Origin of the sequence: Paenibacillus konkukensis, from assembly GCF_023523925.1 — a bacterium.
Classification (GTDB): domain Bacteria; phylum Bacillota; class Bacilli; order Paenibacillales; family NBRC-103111; genus Paenibacillus_S; species Paenibacillus_S doosanensis.
Genome location: NZ_CP027059.1, coordinates 4,600,900 through 4,613,150, shown reverse-complemented (window position 1 = coordinate 4,613,150; position 12,251 = coordinate 4,600,900). Strand labels below are relative to the sequence as shown.

Annotated in this window: 11 protein-coding genes; 4 read left to right on the top strand and 7 right to left on the bottom strand. The window is 54.7% G+C overall.

Annotation, left to right across the window (positions count from 1 at the left end; translation table 11 throughout):
* Positions 1-188: 188 nt before the first annotated feature.
* A complete protein-coding gene (locus SK3146_RS20005; protein ID WP_249860478.1) occupies positions 189-947 on the bottom strand; it encodes an SDR family NAD(P)-dependent oxidoreductase in 759 nt (252 codons plus the stop codon).
* Between the two features lie 256 nt (positions 948-1,203).
* Between SK3146_RS20005 and SK3146_RS20000 the strand changes: the two genes are divergently transcribed.
* The gene (locus SK3146_RS20000; protein WP_249860477.1) at positions 1,204-1,884 is read left to right on the top strand and encodes a TetR/AcrR family transcriptional regulator; all 681 of its coding nucleotides are present in this window, start codon (positions 1,204-1,206) and stop codon (positions 1,882-1,884) included.
* Between the two features lie 106 nt (positions 1,885-1,990).
* Here SK3146_RS20000 and pdaA read toward each other — a convergent pair whose 3' ends face one another.
* The 5 genes from pdaA to SK3146_RS19975 form a co-directional block, all read right to left on the bottom strand.
* Positions 1,991-2,779, bottom strand: coding sequence for a delta-lactam-biosynthetic de-N-acetylase (pdaA, locus tag SK3146_RS19995; protein ID WP_249860476.1), 789 nt, complete (start codon positions 2,777-2,779; stop codon positions 1,991-1,993).
* Between the two features lie 47 nt (positions 2,780-2,826).
* Positions 2,827-4,134: a polysaccharide deacetylase family protein gene (locus tag SK3146_RS19990; protein WP_249860475.1), complete on the bottom strand. Its 1,308-nt coding sequence runs from the start codon at positions 4,132-4,134 to the stop codon at positions 2,827-2,829.
* 15 nt (positions 4,135-4,149) lie between these two features.
* Complete coding sequence (locus SK3146_RS19985) at positions 4,150-5,301, bottom strand: MFS transporter (RefSeq protein WP_249860474.1); 1,152 nt, start codon at positions 5,299-5,301, stop codon at positions 4,150-4,152.
* A 100-nt stretch (positions 5,302-5,401) separates the two neighbouring features.
* Positions 5,402-6,538, bottom strand: coding sequence for an MGDG synthase family glycosyltransferase (locus tag SK3146_RS19980; RefSeq protein WP_249860473.1), 1,137 nt, complete (start codon positions 6,536-6,538; stop codon positions 5,402-5,404).
* A 338-nt stretch (positions 6,539-6,876) separates the two neighbouring features.
* The gene (locus SK3146_RS19975; RefSeq protein ID WP_249860472.1) at positions 6,877-8,466 is read right to left on the bottom strand and encodes an AraC family transcriptional regulator; all 1,590 of its coding nucleotides are present in this window, start codon (positions 8,464-8,466) and stop codon (positions 6,877-6,879) included.
* 193 nt (positions 8,467-8,659) lie between these two features.
* On the opposite strand from SK3146_RS19975, the gene SK3146_RS19970 reads away from it, so the two are divergent.
* The 3 genes from SK3146_RS19970 to SK3146_RS19960 all read left to right on the top strand — a co-directional run bounded on the left by SK3146_RS19970 (position 8,660) and on the right by SK3146_RS19960 (position 11,214).
* Positions 8,660-9,508, top strand: coding sequence for an ABC transporter ATP-binding protein (locus SK3146_RS19970; RefSeq protein WP_249860471.1), 849 nt, complete (start codon positions 8,660-8,662; stop codon positions 9,506-9,508).
* Between the two features lie 496 nt (positions 9,509-10,004).
* A complete protein-coding gene (locus SK3146_RS19965) occupies positions 10,005-10,805 on the top strand; it encodes a hybrid sensor histidine kinase/response regulator (RefSeq protein WP_434006804.1) in 801 nt (266 codons plus the stop codon).
* A 133-nt stretch (positions 10,806-10,938) separates the two neighbouring features.
* Complete coding sequence (locus tag SK3146_RS19960) at positions 10,939-11,214, top strand: hypothetical protein (protein ID WP_249860470.1); 276 nt, start codon at positions 10,939-10,941, stop codon at positions 11,212-11,214.
* Positions 11,215-11,267: 53 nt separating this feature from the next.
* On the opposite strand, the gene cidR is transcribed toward SK3146_RS19960, so the two are convergent.
* Positions 11,268-12,179, bottom strand: coding sequence for a cidABC operon transcriptional activator CidR (gene cidR, locus SK3146_RS19955; protein WP_249860469.1), 912 nt, complete (start codon positions 12,177-12,179; stop codon positions 11,268-11,270).
* Positions 12,180-12,251: the final 72 nt, after the last annotated feature.

Sequence of the window (12,251 nt, the reverse complement as noted above, 5' to 3'; positions counted from 1 at the left end):
CGCGGCGGGATAAAATGCATAACAGAACCGGGCCGCAGCGTCCGGCCGCGCTTTTATTTCCGCACGGCCGGGAACATGCAGTAAACCCGCCCTGACCGGGCGCGTCGACGCCAAAAAGACACACGGCCATCGGTCGTGTGTCTCAATGTTCCTTTACAATCTGCTCCTGCCTATCGCTTAAGCGGCCTTTACAGAGTCAACCCGCCGTCGACAAGCACAATCGAGCCGGTCATATAGCTGGACTCGTCGGAAGCGAGGAACGCCACCATGCCGGCGATCTCATCCGGCTGCGCGAAGCGTCCCATTCTCATAACCGACACTTCCTCCGGCACATAGCCGGTTTGCTGCATGGTCACGGGAACGCTGTCCGTCAGAGCCGTTTTTACGCCTCCCGGACAAATGGCGTTGACGCGAATGCCTTTTTTCACATATTCCAGCGCCGCCGATTTGGTCAATCCGATTACCGCATGCTTGCTTGCCGAGTACACGCCCGCGCTATGCTCGCTGCGAATTCCCGCCGTGGAGGCCGTATTAATGATCGTGCCGCCGCCTTGGCTCTCCATCACTTTCAACACATATTTCAAGCCGAGGAACACCCCTTTGACGTTGACCGACATGATGCGGTCGAATTCCGCTTCCTCGGTATCCGCAAGCATCGAGAACGGTTGAATAATTCCCGCGTTATTGAAAAAGACATCGATCCGTCCGTATGTCTTCATGGCTTCGTTCACATAATATTGGACATCCTCGCTCTTGGCGACGTTAGCCTGCACGAAGATTCCTTCGCCTCCTTGCTCCTGCACGAGCTTCAAGGTTTCTTCTCCGGCTTCTTTATTGTAATCGACCAACACCACCTTGGCTCCGTTCTTGGCGAGCTTCAAGCTGCTTGCTCTGCCTATGCCGCTTCCTGCTCCGGTAATGACTGCAATCGGGTTCGTATTTTCCACGTTCATCCAGCTCCTTTAGCAGTATGGGTGTTCTATCCTCGGAAGATAAGATAAAATAATGAGGTATGATATATCAACAATCATCATGATAGTAATAATATCATTGCAATACTCATTATATCACCGCTTATTTTTCTTTTCAATCCCGCCTCCCCGCATTCAAGCGAGAGAATGCCTTCCAACATTGACAACGATTGGTCCTTTTGATAGCATGGCATCGATTATGACATGACTTGGTTGAGGAGTTGAAGCGCAAATGGACCCCAAAAGCAGATGGGAACAGGAACGGCTTGAAGGCAAGCAGCAGCGACTCAGCAGCATTATCGCGTCCGCGGAACGCGTGTTTCTGCGCAAAGGCTTGGAGAAAGCCACCATGCAGGATGTAGCCAAGGAAGATAACGTAGGCATCGCCACCTTGTTTCGCTATTTTCCCAAAAAAGATAAATTAATCGTCGCGGTCGCTACGAAGCTTATGGAATCTGAAGCCCCTGTCTTCGAGGAAATCGCCCAGAGACAAGAAAGCTGCCTAAGCAAGCTTGAGCGCGTGTTCGATTATTTCGTCTCCTTCAGCAGAGAAAGCCGCGAAGAGCGGACGAAGCTGTTGGAAGCCTTCCAAAGCTATGCCGCCCAATCGCCGGAGCCTCTGGAGGATATCGACAAATATAACGCCGTATATCACCGGATTTCGGCGATCTACCGTCGTATTATCGAAGAAGGCATCCGCGACGGCTCGATCCGTTCGGATATTCCGATCCAAGAGACGCTGTCGACTATGGCCAACGCGTTCGGCATATTTGCGCAGAAGCTGTCCTTGCAAAAAAACATCGTCATGCTGGAATCCGATATGGATGCCGGAACCCAGCTGCTGCTTATGAAAAGCATATTTTTGGAGTATTTGCGGGGGCCGCGCGGCTCCGGATCTGCTTCGGATGCATAGAACGCCAATATCGGCTGTTGCCGGTAGCGTTGCAGGCTCTGCCTTTTGGGGCAGGGCTTTTTCTTTAGTGCAAAAAAGCGCCGCAGCGCGGCGCCTTCCCTTACAGCTAATAGGTTCTCTTCTCCATCTGATCCAGGCTTTTGAACTCATAGCCCTGTTCCCGCGCAGCGGTAATGATGCGTCCGAGCGCTTCGGCGTTATCGCTGGAGACGGAATGGAGCAAAATGACGGCGCCCGGATGCAGCTGGCCCATCACGTTATCGTAAGCGTACTTCCAGCCTTTTTGCGCTTTCGGCTCCCAATCCCGGTAGGCGACCGACCAAAAGACGCTCGTATACCCGAGCTCCTTGCTGGCCGCCAGAATACGGTCGTTGAAGATGCCGCGGGGCGGCCGCAAGTAATGCATCTCCTTCTGGCTGGTCAAGCTGCTGACGGCGGTCTGTACCTTCGCCAGTTCCTCCTGCAGGCGGGCGTTGGAAATTTGACTCATATCCGGATGACTCCACGAGTGGTTGCCGATCAAATGGCCTTCAGCGACCATCCGCTTCACCAGCTCCGGCTGCTCCTTCACGAAATGCCCGGTGACGAAAAAAATCGCCGGAACCTTATGCTCCTTCAAAACGTCCAAAATTTTCGGAGTATATCCGTTCTCATAGCCGTTGTCGAAGGTGAGATAAAGCTCCTTGCGGGAGACGTCCCCGAGAAAAATGGCTTCGTTTTTCTGAATAATGTCCTTGAAGCCTTCTTCATTGATAGAGGCCAGCTGCTGGTTCTTGCTTTTTTTGAACCCGAAATGATACGGGTTGCCCGTCGCCGCTTCGCCGGCTTGCACAGAGAACGGAATCGTCAAGGCAAGCAGCAGCAGTGAAACGGCAAGTACAGCGACTCGTTTCAAAAGCGATTCACCCCTTGGCGTTAAAATAAGCTCAGGGATAATATGCCCTATTCGGAAACGGTTATGTACTCGGGGGAAGCGGAATACCGCCGCTGCAGCTCCTTGGCCGATATGGCGAGCACTTTGGGCGTCAGCAGCTCCTTCTTCACCTCCAGCCGCTGTTTCCCCTGGGGATGAATGACCAGCAGCAGCAGCCGCAAGTACAGCTTGCTGACGATATAGAACAACCCTTTGGGCAGATCGGTGACGGTGAATCCGAACTGCTTGGGACCGCGGTTAATCATGGTAATGCCGTAGATCCCCTTAATGTCGCGCGTCACGGCGTCGCTCATAAGCCGCTCCGCCATCTTGGGGAGAAGCTCCTGCACCGCCCGGATGAGCTGAACGGCCAGCTGCATCATCGACCGGGTCCCCCCTGCGATATGGAAGATCATTTCATTGTTGAAATGCAGCTCGATCACGCGGTCGCCCTTGCGGATTTCCTCGCCGTCCGGCAGCAAAATGCTGCGTCCGTGATAAGTGCACACCCGGTAATACAGCAGCCGATTGTCGGGATCGACCGGCTCCAGCGCGAACAGCGCATGATAAACCGCTTCCCACTTCAGCCACAGCGCAACGGGGAGTCTGCGATACCAGGCGAGACCGGACGGCTTCCCCTTCTCCCGGTTCAGCTCGTCTACCCTAAGGAACGTATACTGCCGCTCGCGCATGCCGCCGATGAACTCCTCCAGCGCCTGCAGCATGTACTGCGGAGCGTCCTCGTCCGCCCCCAGCGTCTGTCCGCTGTCGTGAAGCACGATCACCGCTCCGTCCCTAAACCGCGACTCCAGCCTGCGCTGAATTCTCGCTTTGCCTCCGCGGCTGCGCCAATCCCCCGGAATCAGCGACCAGAGCACCATGCGGAATTCCCGGAGCAGCCCGAAGTCAAACAGGTTGATGATCCCCCAAGGAGGCCGGTAATACACAGGCCGCTCCCCGGTAATTTCTTCGATCACCCTGGCCGCCGCCGCAATCTGCCGCCGCACTTTCCCGGGCGACATCAGGGCGTTGGCCCAGTGGGAGTAGTTATGGATGCCGATCAGATGCCCTTCGCCGCGCATTCGCCGGATCAGCTCGGGATGCTCCTGCGCCTTGGCTCCGAGCACGAAGAACGTCGCCTTGACGCCGTACTGCCGCAGCAGATCAAGCAGCTTCGGCGTATATTCGGGGTCCGGGCCGTCGTCGAACGTCAAATACGCCGTCCGCCGCATCTCTCCCCTCCGGTACACTCCCCATCCGAGCAGCCGCACCAGCAAAGTGGGGATTACCGTATAAATGCAGAGCGCAATCAGGATGAACCAGAATACAGGCCCCATGGCCATTCCTCCTTCCTAATGTTCAACTGCGGCCTGTGAAGCGGAGCTTTCCGGCGGGGACAGAAAGTAATACACGGCGATGGCTCCCAGCAGGACGGCGCTGGCCAATACGGTCATGCTTTCGCTGAATGTATCCGCTATCCATCCTCCCAGCACAGGACCGATAATGACGCCTATGCCTTCGACGCTGGAGAACAACCCCCATCCCATTCCCTCATGATTTTTGGGGACGTAATGAGCGATCAGAGCGTTCCAGGCCGGCAGTACGGCGGCATAGGAAATCCCGAGCACCGCGGCAAGCAGCATGGCGACCCAGAGATGAAAGGCAAGCGTCAAAGAAAACAGGGTCAAAGCGAAGGCCGCGAAGCCTAAGACCAGAAACCATTTTTTACCGAATCGATCGGACAGCCGCCCCATAGGTATGAGCGCCCCGACGGTTAACAGACCGCCGGCAATAAGCAGGTAGGAATATTGGGAATAATTGAAGCCTAAATAATTGGTGGTGAAGCCGGGAAGCACGGGAACGAGCATGCCTGCCGCCATCGTTTGCAGGGTCATGCCGGGAACCAGCTTCTTCATCGAGCGAAGCCGTTCCCAGAGCATGGCGATTTGTTGTTGAAGGGGAATAGGTTCAGGAGCGGATAACTTCGTATTGGTGATGAGTAACGATAAGGCCAGACCGATTCCCCATAAGACCAGCATGATCCAGAAAGACAAGGAATAGCTCTTATCCATAATAAAATTAAGCACGATGGGCCCTGAGCCCAGACCGGCGAGCCAGCACGTATACAGCATTCCCATATGCTCCGCCCTATGCTCGGGCCTCACCTTGCTCAGGCAGACAAGCCAGATCGGCGACAACCCGATGCCGAACAATGCCGAGGCGGCGATAAGCAGCCAGAGCGAATGTACGCTGTACATCAGCCAAAGACCGCCCATCGATACGGCGAGCCCCAGCGGCACGATAAACCGCAGCGGAAACCGGTCGAGCAAGTAGCCTGCGAAGCATTTGATCAGCGTATCCGTTATGTAATGAATGGAAACCGCCCAACCTACCGCCGTAACGGAAAAGCCCAACGCTTTCACCGCATACGTCGGCAGGAACGATACGAGAAAAGCTCCGCGGACAAATTCTACAAGGAATAAAATAATACCGTATAACATCATATGTGCAGCAAAGGCTTGTTTATGAGAAACTTCGGACAATTCGCCCCACCTTCTTCCTGCATAATACGTTAACCTGCATTATACCCTGACTCCGACATGATTATTTATGCGCGCCGACCGTCCGGTTCACAGTGCGAAGCACATCCTCCGCAATAAACTCCGCGGCGCATTTCGGCTGCAGCTTGGTCATCCGCGCTTTAATGTCGGCCGCCAGCTTCTCGTCGGAGAAGAACGAACGGATTTGGCTCACAAGCTCCTCGGTATGGTTAGAAATCGCAGCCACTCCTTTGTTGGCAAGAAACAGCGCGTTTTCTTTCTCTTGTCCGGCGAACGGCTTGTAAATAAACAGCGGTATTCTCAGCGCCAGCGACTCGGATAAAGTCAGCCCGCCCGCCTTTGATACGATGCAGGAGGAGATCGACATCAATTGATGAATGTTTTCCAAAAAACCGAAAATATGCACGTCCGGCTGATCCGCGTATTGCGCCAGCAGCTTCTGCTCCAGCTTCCGGTTGCGCCCGCAGACGACGGCCACCTGGCAGTCATCGATCGCCAGCAGCTCGCGAATCATCTCGTCGACATTGCCGAGAACGCCGTAAGATCCGGCCAGAATCAGCACGCTTTTGCGCCAAGGGTCCACTTGCATGGCAAACTCGTTAGGCTGGCTGTAATCGTAACGGATAAAATCGCTGCGAATCGGAATGCCGCTTACTTCAACCTGCCGCGGGGCACAGCCTATGGAGACGAGCTGCTCCTTCAGCTCTTCCGCCGCTACGTAATACTTGTCGATATCCGGGTGAATCCAGCGCGAATGCAGAGCGAAGTCCGTCAATACCGTAAAGCACGGGATGCCAAGGCCGCGGCACAGCTCCGGCGTCGCTCCGAATGGAAACGTATTGATGATGGCGTCCGGCCGCTCCTCGGCGATAATTTCCTTCAGCTTCTTCTTGCCGATAATTTTAAAATAACGGTTCCAGGCGAGATCCGGCTTCGTCTCCCGCGTCATATAATAGCTCCAGCCGTAATAATCCAGTCCGAATTTGGATGTCTGGGTGCTGGTCAAGTATAAAGTCGTTGTAATTGTATTTAAAAAAGGATGCGCTTCTCTCATGAGATCGACGACCCGAACACATTCCACTCCCTGGTTCAGAAAGGATTGTTTCAGCGCCCGCGCAGCCTGTAAATGTCCGTCTCCATAACTCGCCGTCAGGATCAAGATCTTAGGTTTATGGTTCATGGCAGCCCCCCCTTTCTACAAAACCAAATATACTGATTATGATAGTTATTTCCCTGTTGAAAATAAACCACTCCGTCATCGATTCATCAATAATTCACTCCACATACATATCTACGTAACTCCGCATGAAAGCATGCCCCATTCCGGCATCCCGGCATAAAGAAGTTTGTTTTTACTTTGCCAAATAAAAAAAGTTTGCCGCACAAAACGCCCCGGCCGAGCCGACTGCGTTTTGCAGCAAACTTATTGTATCACGCTTTGGTCAGCCATTCACGCGAATCGCTGATTAGACGAACAGAATGAAGCCCATCCCTTCAATTTGCGGTAAACGGCAGCCGCTAACTTCCCGACTGCATCAGCAGACGGACCGTCTGGTCGACCAAGCCTTCGTGAGCCGCGGCATTATACAGCAGCGGGTCGTCATGGCGCACGAACAGACAGCGCTTCTTGCCGCGGCTCTGCTTCAAGCCCTTCCAACGGTCGGCGAGCTGCTCGCAGAACGATTGCGGCTTGGCCGCACCGACCAGAAACAGCACGTTATCGCAATCGAGCTTCGCAACATCGCTTAGCGAAGTGACGTCCAGCGCTCCGATATGCTGCGCCGGCCCCGAGGGAGGCATGACTTGCAGATCGTCGTAGAACAGATCCTTCATCTTCTTCATCTTCATGCCGAAGACGCGGAACCGCTCCTCTCCGGAGGCATGCACGAGCAGCATCGGCTCGTCGCCCAAATGCTGGCGAATATGAATCCGCGCATTCTCCACCTTCATATCGAAATACGAGAGCCATCTCTCGGCTACGCTGGACAAGCCGAACAGCTCGCCGATGTCGAGCAGCCGCTCTTTCCAGGGATACTGCTTCCAGGCGATCACGACGACGGGAGCGATGGCCGACAACGTTTCGTGCACATCGTCGGGCAGAGGCGGCGCAATGATGAGCTCGGGCTCGAATCGTTCGATCCGCCGGAGCGCCTTCTCCTTGACCGGCTCGTCGTCCATCCAGCCTCTGTCCAGAGACAGCTGGGGCGCAATGCCGAGCACGCTCAGATCGCCGCACAATACGGGGGACAGACAGGCAATCTTTTTCTTCGTCCGGGCGGCGTATTCCGTAGGGGTGATCCCCATATGCTTCTTGAAAAGCCGGCTGAAATAATATTCGTCCGGATACCCGACGGAATGCGCCACATCAATGACCGGGGAGAGCGTATTGGCGAGCATGGAAAGCGAAGCGTCGAGCCGGATCTTCGTAATGAATTTATTCGGGCTCAGCCCGGTCTGCCTGCGGAAAGCTTGGTAAAACCGGCTCGGGCTCGCTCCCGACAGCCGGGCGATGTCCTCCATGTCCATCGCTTCATGATAGCGCTGCTCCATGTACTGCCGGGTCCGTTCCACGTAGGCGACCAGGTCCTGTTCCATTTCGCGCGGATTTTGCACGACCATCATCAACGCGGCCACCATGGCGTACAAATGCGATTGCAGCTGATAGTACAGCGCGGGCTCCGGACTGCCGCAATCGCTTAAGAAATCTTGAATCCAGCTGCGGATTTGCGGCGTACGGAAGCAATACAGCTGGTAATCGTCGATCAGCTCGGCCTTCGCCGCGTACAGCGGTCCCGGCGTCTTATCCGCCCATTGGATCTGAGCGCAATGGAAGCGAATGAAAAGTAGCTGAACGGGCGCTTCCGATATATTTTCAAGCGCGCACCGGCTGTCCGGCGGGACGAGAAATAGCTCTCCGCACAGCGCTTTACCGGAGCGTCTGCGGTCTTGACCGGTCAAGGTTACTTTTAATTTTTCCTGCAATACGAAGCCGAAGGCATGCTCATCCCGAGTAGACAGCTCTTGGCTCAGCCCGGGCTGAAGCTTGAATTCCTCGGTTTGAGCATATTCCAGCTGCAGATGACGTATGGAATCGGACCTGTATAGCATCGGTTTTCACATCCTCCCATAAAAATGGCATTCATTTCAATATTAAATGAAAATGATTCTCAATGTCAAATAAATTTATATTGAAATCGGGGGTCGTTTTGCTTTATAATCTTGATAATGATTCTCATTATTATCGGATGACGGCACAGTGTTCAACACATGATCAATCAGGCTTGCCAAAAGGAGTGGACTCATGGTGCAGGAGCGCTTATACACGAATCAATTGGATATTTCTTACGGGGAACGTTCCATTGTCAACAACTTAAATATCAGCATCCCTTCGGGAAAAATTACCGCCTTGGTCGGCTCTAACGGGTCCGGCAAATCGACGATTCTCAAGACGATGGCCAGAATTATGAAGCCTTCCAGCGGCGGCGTATTCCTGGACGGGAAGTCGATCCATCAGCAATCGACCAAGGAAGTGGCGAAGCAGCTCGCCATCCTGCCGCAAAATCCGGTCGCCCCGGAAGGGCTGACCGTGTCGGAGCTTGTCACCTACGGACGTTTCCCGCATCAGAAGGGCTTCGGATCGCTGTCCAAGGAAGATAAGGATATCGTCCGCTGGGCTATCGAAATGACCGGCATGAACGAATTTTACGACCGCCCCGTCGATCAGCTGTCGGGCGGCCAGCGCCAGCGCGCCTGGATCGCCATGGCCTTGGCGCAAGGAACGGACATCTTGTTCCTCGACGAGCCGACCACGTTCCTCGATATGGCGCATCAGCTGGAGGTGCTGAAGCTGCTGCAGAAGCTAAACGGCGAGCAGCGGCGCACCGTCGTTATGGTCGTTCACGACCTGAACCATGCCACGCGCTACGCGCATCATATGGTCGCCATCAAGAGCGGTCAGGTGATCAGCAGCGGCACCCCGGAAGAGGTCATGACGCTGGATGTGCTGCGCGAAGTATTCGGCATCGAAGCCGACATTATCCGCGACCCGCGTACCGGCGTTCCGCTTTGCCTGCCGTACGAGCTGGCTCACGACCGCCTGGGATCGGCTTCCGCTCCGGCGCAGAAGGAGCTTGTCGCCGCCACCCGCTAAGCAGCCGGCGCCGCGCTGTGCCGCGTCCGCCGAACGGCCGGAATCGAACGCCCCGAATCGTCCTCTCCGGCAAGAGCGGCGTTTCGGGGCTGTTTGCGTCGGCGCCCTTTTTCCACTTATTCCCTCGCAACATAATGAAACGCCGCTCCGTCTATACTCATGTCGGCATGTTGTTGCAGAAAGAGCATCCTTCCCCTAATAGATACAGACATTTAGAGAGATTATCCAAGAGATATGAAACAAGGTTTAGACTTTACGCCGACCCGGCGGGCGCACAGGAACCGCCGGCCGCGCCTCCAAGGCAGAGAGAGAGAAAGTGCAGCAAGACCCTTTAGAGATTGCGATGCGGAGCAACAGTCCGCCGCCATCTCTTTTTTGTTATCGTAAGAAATTTGTAAGACTTTTTACCGGGCTTTTGTTAAAATTGCCCTTTACTATAGAGATACAGCCGCGGATGCCAGCCCGGCAACTTATACATAGCAAGGTGGAGAAGCTGATGATAACGATGCAAGCCTATAATGTGCTGGTAGTGGACGACGAAGCGGAGATTCAGGATGCCATTGAAATCTATTTGCGGCATGAACATATGAACGTATACAAGGCGGGGAACGGCCTGGAAGCGCTGGAGCTGATCGGCCGGGAGGACATTCACCTGATTATTCTGGACATCATGATGCCCGAGCTGGACGGCATTCTCGACCGCAAGTCGCAGCGGTTGAAAGTACTGATCAACGACTTGTTCGAGGCCTCCAAGATGGCCAGCGGCGCGGTCGAGCTGACGCTGGAGGACGTCAATGTGTCCGCTCTGCTCGGTCAAGCATTAGCCGAGTATAGCGATAAAATCGAAGCTGCTCCCCTGACCTTTCGGGTACTCATTGCGCATCCGCATATCCGTACTCGGCTGGACGGCAAAAAAACGTGGCGCGTGCTCGAAAATTTGCTCAGCAACGCTTTAAAATATTCCTTGCCCGGCTCACGTGTCTATGTTGCTCTGACCGAAGACGATAACCATGTCGTTTTGACGATCAACAATATCTCTGCTTACGAGATCGATTTTGAGGTCGAGGAGCTGTTTGAACGATTTAAGCGAGGCGACGCATCGCGGCATACGGAAGGCTCGGGACTCGGCCTGGCGATCGCCAGAAGCATCGTCGAGCTGCAAGAAGGGCGGCTGCAGATCGAAATCGACGGCGATTGCTTCAAGGCAACCGTCACATGGCCTAAAAACGCGAGCACCGCAGGGGCCGCCTCTGGTTCCGATCATTGCGCAGGTACGACCGCCGCCGCGCTTCTTTGAACACCAGCCCTTTTCCTCGCCAACCGAGGAAGGGGCTTTTTCGCACAGCACCGCCCCATCATTCCAATATTTGGGTGGTTACGCTATAATAAAGGGAATGACACCATCTTTTCCGAAAGGCGGTTATTTCCCGATGGCTATCATTCCTTTGAAGGACAGTCCGCGCAAAGATCAGCTTCAGGCTCTGCACGCCGAGCTGTGGGACAAGCTGCAAGAGCAGGACGAAGAGTTGGCCGTCCGTATGCTGGAGGACGGTCTTAAGTCGCTGGAGCGCGAGCCGGCAGCGAAGCTGGAAGTCGTTAAAAACTTTTTGCGGACAAAAGGATTTTGGATTTCCGTGACGTTGGGCGTCCTGACGGTTCCTCTGCTCTTTATCCTGTTCGTTTGGGCTGCGCTCTGGGTAGAGTAATAGCGCAGCCGAAGCCAAGCCGGGCGCACGGCCGATTCGGCCTCTCCTGCCGCTTAATCGCTGTCCGCATACCAATGCGGAGCTTGCCGCAGCATTCGCTGGGTAAATGCGATCCATTCTTTGGCGGCGTACGACAAATAGCTGTTCTTGCGCCAAATCATCGCCAAATGCCAAGGAATCGTCGGCTTCGTCAGCGGAATCATCCGCAGCCGCTCCTCGTCCAGCTCGCGGCAGATCGTCTCCGGCAGCAGGGCGATTCCCAGGTTGGCCGCCGCCATCTCGCTGATGAAATCCCACTGGGAGCTTTTGTAGACGATCAACGGCTCGAACCCCAGCCTCCCGCACTCCGCGATAATCCGGTCATGGAGAGCAAAATCCTCATGGAACATCAGGAACGGCTCATCCTTCAGCTCTATAAGCGCCGCTTCCTTATGGCCGGCCAGCCGGTGGGAAGGATGCACGACAAGCATCAAACGCTGTTTGACGAAGGAAAACGAATCGAACACCTCCTCATCGGTCGGCAGCAAAATCACCCCGATATCCAGCTCGCCCGCGCCGACTTCCGCCTCTACCTTCTTCGAGCCGTGCTCGTACAGCTGCAATGTTATTTCCGGATACTGTTCTCTGAACTCCCCGATCACCTTGGGGAAGAAGCTCGCCCCGACCATCGGCGGCAGGCCGATGCGGATGCGTCCCCGCTTTACCTTCATTAATTCGTCCAAATGGGAGGTCATCTCCTCGAAAGAGGTCACGATATGCTGCGCTTGCGTCAGCAGCACCGTCCCCGCATCCGTCAGCTCGATTCGTTTGCCGATCCGGTCAAACAGGACGACCCCGAGCTCTTCCTCCAGATTTTTGACCATTTTACTGATCGTAGGCTGAGTAATATACAGCGATTGCGCCGCCTTCGTGAAGCTTTTCCACCGGGCTACCTCCAAAAAATATTGCAGATGCCGCATATCCATACCGCGATCCCCCTCATGCGCCATTCATAGACAAATGGAATGAAAAACATTCTGTATATGTATTTTACCTAT